Raw genomic sequence first — 14,269 nt, 5'->3', positions numbered from 1 at the left:
CGTCGACGCCAGTCAGCAGAGAGACACCCGCCAACGCCGAGGTAACCGACATGGCGCACTGGATCATCACCTACCACAAGGACAACAACACCTCGACGCTGGACATCGAGGCGGCGAGCAAACCGGATACGGAGGAGGCCAACCGCCAGTTGCTGGCGTGGGCCGAGGACAACCTGCCTGCCGGGGAGTACGCCGAGAGCGAGGACCACAGCCGCGAGCCGGCGATCCAGTTGCTCAAGCGCTACGGCATCACCATCACCGGCATCTCGCGCGCCTGAGCCTCGAATGTGACAACGCGACCGATCCGGGACGTTCACCTTGCAAGGCGTGAGGCGGATGTCCCGGGTCGGTCGCGTTTCTCGGCGCGGGCAGCGGTCAGTGGCCAAGAGGCCGCTGACAACCCTGGCGAGGCGGTGACGCGCGCTAGTCGTCCGACGGCTCGTAGTAACGCCGGGTGGGCGGATAGCGCAGCTCCTGCTCGACGCTACCGTCCTCCCCGTGCACCTTCACCGTGCCTGCACGGTTCTGCATGAAGCTCTCGATGCTCTCGAGCAGTACGGCTTTCTCGCTGGCGGTCTTGGACGGGCGCGTCGCACCTTCCTTGCGCAACTCCCACCCCTTTTCCGTGGGGGAAATGTGATAACAGCCCATGTGGATCTCCAGTTCATTAACGTCGACGGTCTTGATGCCGTTTGCGCCCCCAGGCGCCTCTCAGGGACTTATAGAGCCGGTGCTGCCGGACAGGTTCCGCCTTTGTGCCGGTGCGTGCTCTTTCAGGGCTTGCAGCGGATGCGTCCGCGTGAAGCCTCCCTGGCGAGCGCTGCCAGGCGCTCGGCTTCGCTGCGCAGGATCGCCACCGTGCGGAACAGGGCCTCGCAGAGTTCTTCGTCGTCGATCTTCTGCGCGGCGCTGACCAGCGTGATGCAGGCCACCTGATTGTTCAGCGAGGCGTCGTGCAGGGTGGTGCGCAATGGCTCGTCGAGCGGGGCGAGGGGCATGGTCAGTCGCCCTCCGGCAGGGCGTCGTCGCCTCCACCCGGGTCCTGCTCGAGCATGCGCTCCAGTTCGTCGATCAACTGGTTATTGAGGGCCTCGAACTGCGCGTGGCTGGCCCAGTGGCGGGGGAAGAGGCCGGAGACGATGGTCAGGCGGCCGGTGCGCAGGTCGCGCAGGGACAGCACCACCTCGTCGTCGCGGAACTTGACCACGCACAGGTGGTTGTCCAGCCGGGCGTCCAGCCTTTGCTGCAATTCTTCGGCTGAGGGTTGAAAAGCCATGGCTATGTCCAGGTACGGGTGGGTCCATCCAAAAAAGAAGCCCGACGCATGCCGCAGCGACCGGGCCTCAAGTTGGGATACGCGTGAGTTGCTATTGAGAAGTCCGGGAGCGGGTGTGAGTTCAGCCTTATTACGCTGCTGGAAGAGGCCGTTCGTCCGCTGCAATGGTTTCAATATCATCGAGATGACGCGCTGATATCAGGTGATTTCCCGGCCGCTTCCCCGTGCGGGGTCGACGAGCACCATTAGCGTGCAGCCCGCCCCCGATCATCGCATCGTGCCTGTTCGCGACCTTGCAAATCGCCCGAATCGTGCAGAACGCCCGTGCAGAATGCATGGGCTCGACCCCGCTCAAGGACGCGGGTTCCCCGGCTTTTTGGGTGGTTTGCCATCGTGTCGATATCAGGTTGTGGCGGTTTTCCTGTGCAGGGCGGCGACGGGGTGCAGGGAAGTTGCAGAAAACCTGTATTGGCATGTTTATCGCTAGTTGCCTGTGCTCCCCTGGGGGTTGAAAACCTTTTCCGAGCCTGTCTCACCGGCTTCCGGAGGTATCAGGATGATCACGTCCCTCGCTCATCTGACCCTGTACTCGCCCGCACTGTCCGAAGGCGTCGTGCGGCTTGAGCCGCGCGCGGTGACGCTCGACTTCGGCCTGGCGCAGTTCGAAGACTGGGCGGCGCTGGATGGGCTCGCCGGGCACATCAGCTTCGTGGGGGCGGCACCGGAGAACTGGAACCGCACGCGGCTGATCGAACTGGAGCCGCTGGACCCCGGGCAGGACAAGGCGATTTTCGAGGTGATGGCCGAGCGGCCATCCATCAGGGGCGTGGACGGCGCATCGGTGTTCCCGGTACGCATGCTCTGACCCCATTGCGCGCGGCCCGAATTCACGCGGCCGGCATGACCGTAACAAGGAGGCTGTTGATGAAAACTGCACTGTCTGGCAAGGAACTGGACCTGATGCTCGCGCGCGCCATCCCCAGTTGCAGGGTGGAAAGCCGGACGCTCACGGACGGCACCTTCAGCCTCTTCGTGCATAACCCGGCGACCCATGAACACTTCACCGTGGCCGGGCTCAACCACCTCGATTACCAGGACCCCAGCGCCGTGTTGCGCCTGGGCAAGCAGGTGTTCGAGGACATGGTGCTGCTCCAGGCCGGCTGCGGCAGCCGGCGCATCGTCAAGCTCGCCAGCGCCCAGGAGCAGGGGATCCGCCAGGCGGGCTGATGCTGTTTCCACCGGTGCCGATCGTGCCCGGTGAGCTGCATCACCCACACCCCCGGGCTGCTCCGACTGGAGCGTCTTGTTCCTACATGGGAATAGGACGTTCCAGTCGCTCGTCGCACTCAGCTTAAAAACACACCGGCCGACCTTGAGGGAACACCCCAGAAAGGAGAGGTCGTCATGGAAATCACGCGCAACCTGCCGTTATGGCTCATGCGCTCGGATACCCGGGTCGCCGAAGTGGCCAAGGCGGGCGAGTCGGCCCGAGCACTGGCACTGCCAGAGGCACTGCCGCAGAAAGATCTGGATCGAGTCATCGAAAGTCATACTTACAACCGGTTGGCGCAATTGCCAACGAAGCCGCAGGTGAGTTTCGATCTTGAGATATGGGCCATCGAACAGGTGACGCGCCCGCCCAAGGACAATGCGCGTCCGCTGGAAATCATCGATGCGGAGCTGAACATGGCGCATGCGGGGTTTCAGGCGATCTACGGCAGCATATTGAGAGGGTTGTCGGGGCGGGAGCCGGTTATGCGTGACGGATTGGTTGGTATATCGGTGGATAGCGCAGGCAACATCATCGTCAGTAATCACAATGGCTTACTCAGGGATGATGTGGCGAAACGGCTGTCTGCACGAATGAACGCTTCCACCGAATTGCTGCAGTACGCCAATCGTTATGTGGAGTTGGCCATCGAGCGTATCGAGTCGGATATGAACGTGGACTTCGATGGGTTCGGCCGTTATCACTTGGACAAAAGCAATTTCTCGAGCGTTGTCAGAGCCCTTGAGTACAACAGCCTTCAGGCCCATCTGTTCTCATGGGGTGTCGTACGTTATGGACACTGGACCGAGCGACGGATTCATCCGCCAGCCTAGTTGGAATGTGCGGGCTTATTAGCCCGCACAAAGCTCAAGCATCAACGCTCGCTCTTAAGAAGTGTCTGTTGACATAGATGCCCTAAAACTACGGAATTCTCTGGCTGCCGACTCCTACACTCGGTTCTTCGTTAAGCCTTAGGTACCATGAGCCGTAGTTGTAGTCAGTCTTCCACGTGTTCCTGTAACTTCCCGAATAGTCGACAAAAGTCGTGCTCCAGTCCCCATAACAAGTCCCCAGATTTATGGTGCCACGAGCCCATCCATTGATATCGGTTTTTGCAGGATACGAAATATAAGGCTCCTGCCCGAGACGCGTTCGCTGTAACAGGTGGAGTACTGGTGTGACCCCCTTTATCGGAGTGTCGGTGCTGTCTGTCAGCAACATCGACCACTTCACCTGTTTATAAGCCTGTGTCGTCATGTATCGCTGCCCGTATGCCAATGGAGCGGAGTATGGAATGCGAAGGACATTCGACTCTCCCTCGACGTAGTGATTGCGCATGAAGGGCGTTGAGCCAATAGTCAGGCGATAGCGCAGATGGGGAGTCCACGCCACTACCGGGTTGGGGCGAACCCGAACCTGGAGGCGCTCATTGGCTGGCAGCCCGTTGATATTCAGTCGTATGTCCTTGGTCTCCTGCTGCCAGGCACCGTTGTTGTAGACCTCCAGCAACCAGCGATTGCTCGTCCCTGAATCCTCCCCCGTCAGCATGAGCCGCAGCGTCTGCCCACGAACACTGGTGAACGCGTAATAGTCGTAGTCCCAGGCACTGTCCGAGTTACCCGTGATGACGTTCAGGGTGTCGGGCAGGACGGTGGCCGACTCGAGGCTGTCGTTGGGTTCATGGGCATCGATCGGGGCAGCGACCAGTGCGCCGAAGCCGACGGGCGAGCCGTCGGAGGCGTGGGCGTTCATCAGCCAGTAGTAATGACCGGGAGGTGTGACGGCGAGGATCGATTCGTCCGCATTGCCGGGTTGGTTGGAATGCCCGACCAACCGGAGGTTGCCGTTGCCGATGTCTCTCAACAGGAAGAGTTCGAAGTCAGTGCCTGGGCTCTGCTCGGTGACGACGGCTTCGGTCTTGGAATGCTGGCCGATTTCGAAGTGGTAGCAGTAGCTGCCGCCTTGCTGCACACCGGAAAGGGTGTACAGCTGGTTGATCGAAAGCGACGTACACAACGGGGTGTAAGCATTGCTGCGTGCTTGCAGGCCGTTGCTTCTGCTGATGGGAGGTTTGGGCGCTGCCGCTTGCGGTACTGATGAGACCGGGGGAGTAGCGGGGAGGTTGCCGGGTAACGGCACCTGCCGCAGGACGGCAGGTGGCGCAAAATGGGACTCGGCGGTAAGGGTGCTTCCCGGCGGAAGCCTGGGGGTGTCGGCCAGTGCATTGGAAGCCTGGGCGCCAAGCATGGCCAGCAGCAATAGCTGGGGTGCGTGGAGCGTGGTTTTGAGGGCTGGCATCGGCTTCATCCTTGTGTCTGTGAAAGGGCGAGCGCAGATGCTAGGGCGACCCCGTCGATCACCTTCCGGTGGGGGCGTCAGTGGTTTTTTCCGCTGTTGTGCAGCAGGTGTTTGTATTGCAAGGGGTCGCGGGAGATGAGTAAGGAAACCTGACCGGCAGATTGCCCGCTGGCACATCAGGCTCAGGCCTGTTCCTTCACGGTGATAGGCGCAGTGACGGGGTGGCCATGCCGCTGTCGGTAGGCACGGCCTGGGTCGCAATGGCATGCATCGTAGCGATGAGATCGCCCAGGCAGATGCTCATGTGCGAAGACGGCGTTGGTGTAGGAGGCTGAGCCGAGCGCCTGCCAGCTTCAGGTGCCCTCAGCAGCCTCAACCACTCTCCAACACGAATATCCCCACCTGCGGTTCCGAGCTCAGCCAGTGGCGGGCGAGGTGCCAGCCGGATTCGGCGGCCATCTCGGCGATGCCTTCCAGGCTGTACTTGTGCGAGCACTCGGTGTGCAGGCGCTCCCCGGCGGTGAAGTGGAAGCGCCGGCCGGCGACGCGGACGTCCTGCTCGTGAAGGCTGACCAGGAACATCTCCATGCAGCGGTCCTGCGCGTTCCAGCGCGCCAGGTGGGCGAAGGCGTCGAGGTCGAAGTCACCATCCAGTTCGCGGTTGATGCGGGCGAGCAGGTTCTTGTTGAACTGTGCGGTGATGCCGTCGGCGTCGTCGTAGGCGGCCTCCAGCGTGGCGACATCCTTCTGCATGTCCAGGCCCAGGATCAGGCGTGAGTCGCGACCGAGGAAGCGGCGCACCGAGCGCAGGAAGCGCAGCGCCTCCACCGGGCTGAAGTTGCCCAGGGTCGAGCCGGGGAAGAAGGCCACCCGTGCCCGGGAGGCGGCCGCCTGCGGCAGGTGCGGCAAGTGGGTGAAGTCACCCACCTGGGGCAGTACGCAGAGATCCGGATAGGCGCCCTGCAACATGGCGGTGGCCTTGCGCAGGGCCGACTCGCTGATGTCGATGGGCAGGTAGAGGCCGATCTGCGGCGCCGCGTCCAGCAACAGGCGGGTCTTCAGGCTGGCACCGCTGCCGAACTCCACCAGCGCCGCGCCAGGTGGGATGACCGCTGAAAGCTCCCTGGCGATATCGCCCAGCAGCGCCGTTTCCATGCGCGTGGGGTAGTACTCGCGGGTGCGGCAGATGGCTTCGAACAGCTCGGAACCGGCGGCGTCGTAGAAGTACTTCGGCGGCAGGCTCTTGTTCGGCGCCCCGAGCCCGCTGCGCACGTCCTCGGCGAAGCCTTCGTGCTCGCTGGCCTGCTCGTCGGCGCTGGCGTCGCGGGCCAGTCGCAGGCCGGAGAACATCCAGCGCTGGGCCGGGTAGAAGAAATTGCGGTAGCTGGGCCGTGCGTGGCCGGCCGGGGTGATGCTGGCGCCGCCGCGCAGGACCATCTGGCTGACCATGAACTTGCCGTTGTACTCGCCCACCGCGCCGGCGGAGGGATGGAAGCCGGGGTAGGGCAGGTAGGCGCTGCCGGTCCATTGCCAGGCGCAATCCTCCACCTGGCCGAGCAGCCCTGCGCGCGCCGCGACTTCCCATTCCGCTTCGCTGGGCAGGCGGGCGTCCGCCCAGGTCGCGTAGGCGCAGGCTTCGTAGTAGCTGATGTGGGTCACCGGTGATGCCGGCTGCAGCGGGCGCAGGCCGCCGAGGCCCATCTCCATCCAGCCCGTTTCGCCATGCTGCCAGTACAGGGGCGCTTCCCAGCCTTCTTCCTGTACTTTTGCCCAGCCTTCGGAGAGCCAGAGGTCCGCACGGGAGTAGCCGCCTGCCTCGATGAACGCCAGCCATTGGCCGTTGCTCACCAGGCGGTCGGCGATCTGGAACGGGGGCAGGAATACCTGATGGCGCGGCCCCTCGTTGTCGAACGCGAAGCCCTGGCCGTCGTGGCCGATCTCGACCAGGCCGCCGGCGAGGGCGACGAAGCGCGCCGGCCGGTCGCCACCCGGCTCGCGCCAGCGGGTGTCGTAGGCCGGGTGCAGGGGCGAGCGGCTGAACAGGTGCAGCAGGTCCATGAGCAGCAGTTCCTGATGCTGCTGCTCATGGGCCAGGCCGAGCTCCACGAGGGTGGCCAGCTCGTCCGTGATGCCGTCCTGCAGCAGTGCATGCATGTGTTCGTCGATGTAGCGGCGGTAGGCCATGACCTGCGACACCGGTGGTCGGGTCAGCAGCCCGCGCTGGGGGCGCGGCTGGCGTGGGCCGAGGGCCTCGTAGTAGGAGTTGAAGAGGTAGGCGAAGCCCAGGTCGAAGACCTTGTAGTCCGCGAGGTTCGGCGCCAGCAGGAAGGTTTCGAAGAACCAGGTGGTGTGTGCGAGGTGCCATTTGGCCGGGCTGGTGTCGGGCATGGACTGCACGACCATGTCCTCTTCGCTCAGGGGCGCCACCAGGGATTCGCTGTGGCTACGGACTTGCAGGTATCGGTCGAGCAGCGTGGTGCGGTTCATCGGCCTCTCTCTCAGTGCTGTTGGCAGGACTGTTGGATGCGCGTGATGGCATGCCCGAACGGCAGGCAGGGCAGCAGGCCCCGAAGAGCGGGGTCATAGGGTCTGATGCTTTGGGGTCGAGGAAAGTTCGTGTGGTTTCGCCATCCGGAGCGAGCGGCGGCGGCATGCTCCGAGCTCTGGGTGTGCCCGGCTCAAAGGGCCAGGCAACGCCACGCTCCAAGAGCGCAAATTTTTATTTTATTTTTAGATTTCGCTCATAAAACATTGATAAATATGTATTTAATTTCTTGGTTGCTGTGAATTTCATGCTGGCCACAGGTGCTCGCTACGCAACGCGTGTCGCGCCTTGCTTATTTGGCTCGTCGCCCAGGGCTGAGGGGGGGCTGGCGACGAATTTCCTGCCTTCCGACTTTATGAATATCTCTTAAACTATTGATATTTATTGATTTCTAATACTTAAGGTGAATTCTAGATTTTGCCTGGGCATTGGCTTGTGGCGGGCGTGCAGGCATCGAAAAGCCTGAATCTTTGCGGGTTTTGGCCTGTCCACCTTGAACACGCCAAGCAGGAGAGCCGCCATGAGCAGCAGTGAACGCAAGCCCTATACCCCTCGCGAGATCGACGACATCGAGGACCGCATGGGCTCCATGGAGCAGCTGGATTTCAGTGACCGCAAGGACGAGCGCCAGGGGCGCGTGGGCGACCTGCGCCCGGAGGAAGAGGTGGAGCGTGAGTTCCCTGACCGCCGTGTGCGGGAGGCCGGCATGTCGGGCGGCGAGACGCTGGGGCGCAGCCTGCATGAGGACGGCGTCTCCGCCGATGACCTCAGCCCCGAGACCCTGATCGACGAGAACGAGACCCGTGTCGGCCGTGACCCGGGCGGCGTATTGCCGGCGGACAAGGATCTGTCCGTGGTGAGGGGCGGCGAGATCGGCGCGGGCGGTGGGCTGGATGAGGCCGAGGAAGCGCGGGCCCGACCGCTGGACGGCAAGCCCTGGGATGGCGAGGCGCAATAGCCGGGCCGCCAAACGTAGCCCGGGCTTCAGCCCGGGAAGGCCCTTGATGTCGCTCCGGGCTAAAGCCCGGGCGTTCGTCAAGGGCGTCAAGCGCCGCCGTTGCGGCGGTGTTCGCCAATCGCCGCAAGCCCGCCCAGGGCGTAAGTCAGCATGTGCTCCAGCAGCGGTTGAGGTTCCGTATCCAGGCCCGGGAGCACGGTCGTGCTGAGGGTGTCGTGGGCGATCAGCAGGAACAGGCAGGGCGAAAAGATATTCACGGCGCTGCGCAGCACGGCCGGGTCATCCTCCGGGAGGCCCAGCAGCTCGCCGATGATGCGCCGGGTGGCGAGGGCCTTGGGGAAGGATTCTTTCTTCAGCACGGCCGGCAGCAGCGGGGAGGGTGACAACAGCTCCCGCGCCAGCACCTTGGCGGGCCAGGCCAGGCGAGGGCTGCCGAGACTCGCCAGCAGCTCCGTGATCAGGCGGCGCAGTTTTTCCTCGCCGGTCAGCTCGCTGGTCGTCAGCGCTTCCAGCGTCTCCAGGGTCATGATGCGCTGGTGGGCTTCCAGCAGGACGGCGGTGTAGAGCCCGTCCTTGCCCTCGAAGTGGTAATTCACGGCGGCGACGTTGGCCTGCGAGCGCGCACAGATCTCCTTGCTGGTGGCATTGGCGAAGCCGCGTTCGGCGAAAACCTGCCCGGCGATCTCGAGAATCTGCTGGCGTGTGGCCTGGCCGTCCTGGCGAGGCGCCCGGCTGGGGGCCTGCTGCTCGGTAGTTGTCATGGAACCGACTCTTTTCGTCTTAGTTTAAATTCAAATTTGACTTTGCTTTTAGCCTGTCCTAGCGTCTCAGGGGCCGACACCTTCCCGCAGGAAGGTGAGATATGTGATCCGTCCGCACCTGATCCCATCGAGCCAACGATGCAGGTTACTTCAATGCAAACACGCGTGATGGTGCCATTCAGTTATTTTTCCCTGCCCATGCAGAAGCAGTTCCTGCGCAACCGCGAAGCGATCCGCGGCAAGCCCTATGCGCGCTTTTTCAGCGGCGATATGCGGGTTCCGCTATCGGCCATGCGTTTACTGCAGCAGGGGCCTTTGCCCCTGGAGCAGACGCTGAGCCCCTCGGTGGAGGACATCAATCGCCTGCTCGATCCGGACTACGCCAGCGCGGAGGCCGGGTACGCACTGTTGAGCGGGCCGATGGCCTATGTCCAGAGCCGCAAGTTCTTTCCGGGCTGCAGCGCACGGATGTTCGAGTGGTGGTTCCTCTGGCACCCGCTGGAGGCCGAGCGCTACATGCTCTGGTTCCCCTACGCCCATGTGAGGAACCCCTGCCTGAACGCCCATAAGCTCTGCGATACCGAGCGCTGCTTCCGGCACCGGCTGTACGGCAACAGCTTCTGTGCCACGGAATACGTCGGCTCCCGGCTGATGGACCTGAAGATCGACTTCCACGAGCCGGCGCAGCTGGGGCTGGACCCGGCGCTCTACCGCGAGGCGAAGATCGACGGCAGCGTCAGTGCGCTGATGAGCCTGGCCCAGGAGCCGGACGTGCCGGTGTCGCTGATGATCCATCTGTTCAAGGAAACGGAAGAGGGGATGTGGCTGACCAGCCGCTACTGGGTCGGTGCGCATCCGTCGATGGCGCGGTTCCCCGGCGCCGAGCGCGCGGAAGCCCTGCTCGCCGGCTTGGGCCTTGACGCCGCCGGTCTGGAAGAGCTGGCGTTCGAGTTCGCGGTGCACGACCTGTGCGAGTTCAATCACCTGGCGAGTTTCCTGCCGGAACTCTACCGCGAGTTCTCCGGCGATCCGGCCTGACCTGGACGACCCGCGTTCCCTGCGGGTCCTGTTCCTGCTTCAGGTGGCGGGGGAGGAGCAGACACCGTTGATCAGCAAGTTGATGAAGTCGTCGATGTCCTCTTCGGCGCGCAACTGATCGGTGAGCAGCCGGTACCAGCAGAACCCGAAGATCATGTCGAGCAGCAGGTCCTGGTTGATGTCCTTCGGCAGCTCACCGCGACTCACCGCATTTTCCACCAGGCGCTTGGGTACTTCCCGGCGCCGTTCCATGAACTGGTCCTTGAGCTCCTCGAGCGTTTCCGGGTCCAGCTGGGCTTCCGCGATGACACTGCGGAAGGCCAGGCCGCAAATGGTTTCCCTCCAGATATTCCACAGATTGTGCAGCAGGAAGGAGAGATCTTCGCGGAACGAGCCCAATTCCGGAAAAACCCTGACCTGCTCGCTTTCCTTCTCGTAGACCTCAGCTATGAGGGCTGCCTTGTTCCGCCACCAGCGATAGATCGTCGGTTTGCTGGCACTGGCCCGTCGCGCGACGGATTCGATGCTCAACCCCGCATAGCCACTTTCCGTCAGAATTTCTGTCGTCGATTTGAGGATGGCTTTGTGCGCATGCGGGCTACGTAGCGAGCCGATGGAGCTTCTGGAGCGGGTTCGATTCAAGGCAAAGTCCCCATAGAAAATGTATTGACAAACGAATTCTAAGGTATAGGCTCGTTTTTACGAAACGATACGGACCGTTTCGGTTAGTTGTTCTGTAACAAAATCCCTCTTGAGATGAGGGGATCGGGTCGGCGGTCACATATCACAGGCAGATAGAACCAAGGCTACCGGTTTCCTTTTCTCTTTGGGTGACGGCTGTTGAATTGTTTCCTAAATACGATACGGCACGTTTCGTATCTCTGATGAGAGGCAACGAAGACGAAGAGATTTTCACGCAGTGCCACTTTGCAGCGTCAATGCGCTGAGAAATGCAGCACGCCCAAGCGTTAGCGCTGCGTGGCGGTGGTCGGTGCCCGTGACAACCTGCGGACGTCGCGGATACCTGTGGCGAGCGAACATCGCGTCGTTCCCACCTATCAGAACAACTACAAGCAGGTACTCCTTTTTCGATGTGATTTGCGTGCTGCCCATTCCGGACGGCAAGGGATGGCTTGTCTCAATGAAAATGTGCTCAAGAGGAATACGACCGTGCATAAGACAGGAATTGTCAGTTACGGCTACGGGCTGCCCGTGTGCCGCCTGAAAGTCGAAGACGTGCTCAGCGTCTGGCGTAACGCCGACCTGAGACTGGTCAGGGATCAGTTAGGGATAACCGAACGTGCCGTGCTCCAGCCGGACGAGGATGTGATCACCCTGGGTGCCCTCGCGGCCCAGCAGGCGGTGGAGCAGGGCGGTATCGCCGAGCTCGACGCCCTGTACCTGGGAACCTGCACCAACCCCTATGAATCCCGCGCCTCGGCGGCGGTGATCCTGGAGATGCTCGGCAGCGGCTACGACGCCTTCTGCGCCGACGTCCAGTTCGCCGGCAAGTCCGGCACCTCGGCCCTGCAGATCGGCCACGCCCTGGTCGCCTCCGGCATGGCCAGCAACGCCCTGGCCATCGGCGCCGACACCATCAACCGCAACACCGCCCCGGGCGACCTCACAGAAGCCTACGCCGGCGCTGGTGCCGCCGCGCTGCTGCTGGGCCGCGACAACCTGATCGCCGAGTTCGACGGCAGCTTCTCCTGCGCCGCCGACGTCGCCGACAACATCCGCCCCCAGGGCGAACGCTACATCCGTTCCGGCATGGGGCTGGGCTCCGACAAGAACAGCATCGGCCTGGAAGAGCAGACCGCCCGCGCCGTGCACGGCCTGTTCAAGAAGCTCGGCACCTCCAGCCATGACTACGACTACGCGGTGTTCCAGCAGAACCTCGTCTCCACCCCCCGCTCTCTGGGTCGCCACCTGGGCTTCGAGCCGCGCCAGATCGAGCCCGGCATCTACGCCGGCAGCGTCGGCGACACCGGTTCGGCCAGCCCGCTGCTGGGGTTGATCAACGTGCTCGACCAGGCACGGCCGGGGCAGAAGATCCTCCTCTCGTCGTACGGGTTCGGCGCCGGCAGCGATGCCATCGCGCTGACGGTCACCGACGCCATCCTCGCCTACCAGCAGCGCACCAAGCCGCTGCGCAAGGTGCTGGAGAACAAGGTGTACGTGGATTACGGCACGTCGATCAAATACGAATTCAAGTATTTGCGCGCCGACTACGCCCTGACCGCCTACCTCTGACCGCCCGTACTGCAAGGAGCACAACCATGACTGCACGTCGCGTTGCAATCGTGTCGGCCGCCCATACGCCGAAACCCGGCAACTCCCGCGTCCGGCAGACCTTCAAGGAAATGATCGTCGAGTCCGCCTACGAGGCCATCCACGCCGCCAAGATGCACCCGCGTGAAATCCAGGGCGTCGCCTACGGCTACCACGGCGAGGGCATTTCCGAATACGGCGGCCTCGGCCCGACCCTGTCCGACGCCCTCGGCATCAGCCCCGCGCCCACCTTCATGAGCACCGCCAACTGCACCAGCAGCTCGGTGTCGTTCCAGATGGCCCACCAGATGGTGGCCTCCGGTGAATACGACATCGTCCTGTGCGGCGGCTTCGAGAAGATGACCGACCACTTCAACTACGCCGAGTACATCGGCTCCAGCACCGAGTGCGAGTACGACTACTTCCTCGGCATCTCCCACACCGACGCCTTCGCCCTGGCCACCGCCGAGTACTTCCACAAGTACGGCTACGCCGGTCGCGAGGCCGACGTGCTCGCCAGCTTCGGCCGGCAGATGCGCATCTACGCCCACAACACCCCCGGCTCCACCCGCTACGGCCACCCCATCCCCAGCCTAGAAGAGCTCAAGCGCACCGAAGCCTGCGGCTCCATGCTCGCCTGGGGCGAGGCCAGCGGCTGCGCCATCCTCGTGGCCGAGCACCTGGCCCACAAGTACACCGACAAACCGGTGTTCGTGCGGGGCTGCGCCTACACCGGCGTGTCGCACTACTACGGCACCCGCTACCACAACCCGACGCTGAAGTACCCGGGCCTGCCCCAGGACGTCGGCATGGCCGTCTCGGCCAACTCCATCGCCTGCGCCGAGATCGCCTACAAGAAGGCCGGCATCACCGCCAAGGACATCGACGTCGCCCAGGTCTACGACCTGCTCGGCGCCGGGCTCATCCAGATGGAGTCCATGGGCGTGTGCAAACCCGGCCAGGCCGGCGACTTCGTCCGCGAGGGCGGCATCGCCCTGGACGGCCAACTGCCGTTGAACACCGACGGCGGCAACATCGGACGCGGCCACGCCTCCGGCGCCGACGGCATCCTGCACATCACCGAACTGTTCCGCCAGTTGCGCGGCGAGTCCACCAACCAGGTTCCCGGCGCCCGTATCGCCGTCTCGCAGAACCTGGGGGGTTACGCCGCCCACAACTCGGTGATCGTCCTGGCCAACGACTGAGGAGTGTCGACCATGTCTCTCTATCCCGAACAGATCCACCGGATGACCACCGCCAGCATGCTCCGCGAATGGCGCGAGCACGGCGGCAAGTACCGGCTCGAAGGCAGCCGTTGCGACGAATGCCACGAGATCTTCTTCCCCCGGCGCACCGTCTGCGGCGCCTGCAACTCGCTGAAGGTCAGCGCCTACCGCTGCGAGCGCACCGGCCATATCGAAGTCATGGCCAACGCCGAGAACCCGATCCTCGCGGCCATGGGCTACGGCGAAGTGGTGCCCCGGCACATCGCCATGGTGCGGCTGGACGACGGCCTGGTGATCGCCTCCGAGATCGTCGATGTCGTCGACCCGGCCCAGCTCAAGGTCGGCGCGCGCGTGAGGATGGTGGTGCGCAAGCAGGTGCGTGAAAGCAACCTGGCCTGGCAGTACGCCTACAAGTTCGTACTCGACCACTGAGGCTCTTGCCGCGGGGCCCGGAAGGGCTCCGTGGCAGCTAAAACAAGAACGTCATTTTCCGGCGTGCGGTTTACGCCCTTTTCTCCTGCCGCTGCCCCCCGGGAAGTGCTGGCCCACGCCAGCGCTGACGGGCTTGGCTGTGCCTGAAGAACGGGTTCCTACCCACTGAATGAACGAATTTTGAACGATCAACG

16 protein-coding genes are annotated in these 14,269 nt (G+C 63.1%); 9 read left to right on the top strand and 7 right to left on the bottom strand.

Features of this window, described 5'->3' with window-relative positions; all coding sequences use genetic code 11:
- Window positions 1–50: 50 nt before the first annotated feature.
- Window positions 51–278, top strand: coding sequence for a hypothetical protein (locus PHLH3_RS16035; protein ID WP_173175458.1), 228 nt, complete (start codon window positions 51–53; stop codon window positions 276–278).
- Between the two features lie 145 nt (window positions 279–423).
- Here the strand turns inward: PHLH3_RS16035 and PHLH3_RS16030 are convergent, their stop codons facing one another.
- The 3 genes from PHLH3_RS16030 to PHLH3_RS16020 form a co-directional block, all read right to left on the bottom strand.
- Window positions 424–651, bottom strand: coding sequence for a DUF2188 domain-containing protein (locus PHLH3_RS16030; RefSeq protein WP_213624881.1), 228 nt, complete (start codon window positions 649–651; stop codon window positions 424–426).
- Between the two features lie 122 nt (window positions 652–773).
- Complete coding sequence (locus PHLH3_RS16025) at window positions 774–998, bottom strand: hypothetical protein (protein WP_213624880.1); 225 nt, start codon at window positions 996–998, stop codon at window positions 774–776.
- Between the two features lie 2 nt (window positions 999–1,000).
- Complete coding sequence (locus PHLH3_RS16020; RefSeq protein WP_213624879.1) at window positions 1,001–1,276, bottom strand: hypothetical protein; 276 nt, start codon at window positions 1,274–1,276, stop codon at window positions 1,001–1,003.
- Window positions 1,277–1,832: 556 nt separating this feature from the next.
- Between PHLH3_RS16020 and PHLH3_RS16015 the strand changes: the two genes are divergently transcribed.
- The 3 genes from PHLH3_RS16015 (at window position 1,833) to PHLH3_RS16005 (ending at window position 3,379) form a co-directional block, all read left to right on the top strand.
- Window positions 1,833–2,141, top strand: coding sequence for a hypothetical protein (locus PHLH3_RS16015; RefSeq protein WP_213624878.1), 309 nt, complete (start codon window positions 1,833–1,835; stop codon window positions 2,139–2,141).
- A 59-nt stretch (window positions 2,142–2,200) separates the two neighbouring features.
- Window positions 2,201–2,503, top strand: a complete 303-nt coding sequence (locus PHLH3_RS16010; RefSeq protein ID WP_213624877.1) for a hypothetical protein — start codon at window positions 2,201–2,203, stop codon at window positions 2,501–2,503.
- A 177-nt stretch (window positions 2,504–2,680) separates the two neighbouring features.
- Window positions 2,681–3,379 (top strand): hypothetical protein, encoded by a 699-nt coding sequence (locus tag PHLH3_RS16005; RefSeq protein ID WP_213624876.1) that lies wholly within the window; start codon window positions 2,681–2,683, stop codon window positions 3,377–3,379.
- An 88-nt stretch (window positions 3,380–3,467) separates the two neighbouring features.
- On the opposite strand, the gene PHLH3_RS16000 is transcribed toward PHLH3_RS16005, so the two are convergent.
- Together PHLH3_RS16000 and egtB are read right to left on the bottom strand one after the other, a co-directional pair.
- Entirely contained in the window at window positions 3,468–4,844 is a 1,377-nt protein-coding gene (locus PHLH3_RS16000) for a hypothetical protein (RefSeq protein WP_213624875.1), read from the bottom strand.
- 372 nt (window positions 4,845–5,216) lie between these two features.
- Window positions 5,217–7,331: an ergothioneine biosynthesis protein EgtB gene (egtB, locus tag PHLH3_RS15995; protein WP_213624874.1), complete on the bottom strand. Its 2,115-nt coding sequence runs from the start codon at window positions 7,329–7,331 to the stop codon at window positions 5,217–5,219.
- Window positions 7,332–7,909: 578 nt separating this feature from the next.
- On the opposite strand from egtB, the gene PHLH3_RS15990 reads away from it, so the two are divergent.
- A complete protein-coding gene (locus tag PHLH3_RS15990) occupies window positions 7,910–8,347 on the top strand; it encodes a phosphotransferase system, HPr-related protein (RefSeq protein ID WP_213624873.1) in 438 nt (145 codons plus the stop codon).
- Window positions 8,348–8,433: 86 nt separating this feature from the next.
- On the opposite strand, the gene PHLH3_RS15985 is transcribed toward PHLH3_RS15990, so the two are convergent.
- The gene (locus PHLH3_RS15985) at window positions 8,434–9,108 is read right to left on the bottom strand and encodes a CerR family C-terminal domain-containing protein (RefSeq protein WP_213624872.1); all 675 of its coding nucleotides are present in this window, start codon (window positions 9,106–9,108) and stop codon (window positions 8,434–8,436) included.
- Between the two features lie 153 nt (window positions 9,109–9,261).
- Here PHLH3_RS15985 and PHLH3_RS15980 point away from each other — a divergent pair, with 153 nt between their 5' ends.
- On the top strand, window positions 9,262–10,146 hold the full coding sequence (locus tag PHLH3_RS15980; RefSeq protein ID WP_213624871.1) for a 2,4-diacetylphloroglucinol hydrolase: 885 nt from the start codon (window positions 9,262–9,264) through the stop codon (window positions 10,144–10,146).
- A 39-nt stretch (window positions 10,147–10,185) separates the two neighbouring features.
- Here PHLH3_RS15980 and PHLH3_RS15975 read toward each other — a convergent pair whose 3' ends face one another.
- Complete coding sequence (locus tag PHLH3_RS15975; RefSeq protein WP_213624870.1) at window positions 10,186–10,788, bottom strand: TetR/AcrR family transcriptional regulator; 603 nt, start codon at window positions 10,786–10,788, stop codon at window positions 10,186–10,188.
- A gap of 528 nt (window positions 10,789–11,316) precedes the next feature.
- On the opposite strand from PHLH3_RS15975, the gene PHLH3_RS15970 reads away from it, so the two are divergent.
- Genes PHLH3_RS15970 through PHLH3_RS15960 form a run of 3 tightly spaced genes read left to right on the top strand, consistent with a single transcriptional unit; the run spans window position 11,317 to window position 14,075 of the window.
- Window positions 11,317–12,399, top strand: a complete 1,083-nt coding sequence (locus tag PHLH3_RS15970; RefSeq protein ID WP_213624869.1) for a hydroxymethylglutaryl-CoA synthase — start codon at window positions 11,317–11,319, stop codon at window positions 12,397–12,399.
- Between the two features lie 26 nt (window positions 12,400–12,425).
- Window positions 12,426–13,622 carry a thiolase family protein gene (locus tag PHLH3_RS15965; RefSeq protein WP_044402899.1) on the top strand — a complete coding sequence of 399 codons (1,197 nt, stop codon included), beginning with the start codon at window positions 12,426–12,428 and terminating at the stop codon, window positions 13,620–13,622.
- Window positions 13,623–13,634: 12 nt separating this feature from the next.
- A complete protein-coding gene (locus PHLH3_RS15960; RefSeq protein WP_044402896.1) occupies window positions 13,635–14,075 on the top strand; it encodes an OB-fold domain-containing protein in 441 nt (146 codons plus the stop codon).
- Window positions 14,076–14,269: the final 194 nt, after the last annotated feature.

Origin of the sequence: Pseudomonas sp. Pc102, assembly GCF_018408275.1 — a bacterium.
Classification (GTDB): Bacteria; Pseudomonadota; Gammaproteobacteria; order Pseudomonadales; family Pseudomonadaceae; genus Metapseudomonas; species Metapseudomonas tohonis.
This window is presented reverse-complemented; position numbering and strand designations above follow the sequence as displayed.

Bases quoted from the DNA above. Each gene is read 5' to 3' on its own strand.
- PHLH3_RS16035 (WP_173175458.1), top strand. From the start codon at position 51: ATGGCGCACTGGATCATCACCTACCACAAGGACAACAACACCTCGACG.
- PHLH3_RS16030 (WP_213624881.1), bottom strand. From the start codon at position 651: ATGGGCTGTTATCACATTTCCCCCACGGAAAAGGGGTGGGAGTTGCGC.
- PHLH3_RS16025 (WP_213624880.1), bottom strand. From the start codon at position 998: ATGCCCCTCGCCCCGCTCGACGAGCCATTGCGCACCACCCTGCACGAC.
- PHLH3_RS16020 (WP_213624879.1), bottom strand. From the start codon at position 1,276: ATGGCTTTTCAACCCTCAGCCGAAGAATTGCAGCAAAGGCTGGACGCC.
- PHLH3_RS16015 (WP_213624878.1), top strand. From the start codon at position 1,833: ATGATCACGTCCCTCGCTCATCTGACCCTGTACTCGCCCGCACTGTCC.
- PHLH3_RS16010 (WP_213624877.1), top strand. From the start codon at position 2,201: ATGAAAACTGCACTGTCTGGCAAGGAACTGGACCTGATGCTCGCGCGC.
- PHLH3_RS16005 (WP_213624876.1), top strand. From the start codon at position 2,681: ATGGAAATCACGCGCAACCTGCCGTTATGGCTCATGCGCTCGGATACC.
- PHLH3_RS16000 (WP_213624875.1), bottom strand. From the start codon at position 4,844: ATGCCAGCCCTCAAAACCACGCTCCACGCACCCCAGCTATTGCTGCTG.
- egtB (WP_213624874.1), bottom strand. From the start codon at position 7,331: ATGAACCGCACCACGCTGCTCGACCGATACCTGCAAGTCCGTAGCCAC.
- PHLH3_RS15990 (WP_213624873.1), top strand. From the start codon at position 7,910: ATGAGCAGCAGTGAACGCAAGCCCTATACCCCTCGCGAGATCGACGAC.
- PHLH3_RS15985 (WP_213624872.1), bottom strand. From the start codon at position 9,108: ATGACAACTACCGAGCAGCAGGCCCCCAGCCGGGCGCCTCGCCAGGAC.
- PHLH3_RS15980 (WP_213624871.1), top strand. From the start codon at position 9,262: ATGCAAACACGCGTGATGGTGCCATTCAGTTATTTTTCCCTGCCCATG.
- PHLH3_RS15965 (WP_044402899.1), top strand. From the start codon at position 12,426: ATGACTGCACGTCGCGTTGCAATCGTGTCGGCCGCCCATACGCCGAAA.
- PHLH3_RS15960 (WP_044402896.1), top strand. From the start codon at position 13,635: ATGTCTCTCTATCCCGAACAGATCCACCGGATGACCACCGCCAGCATG.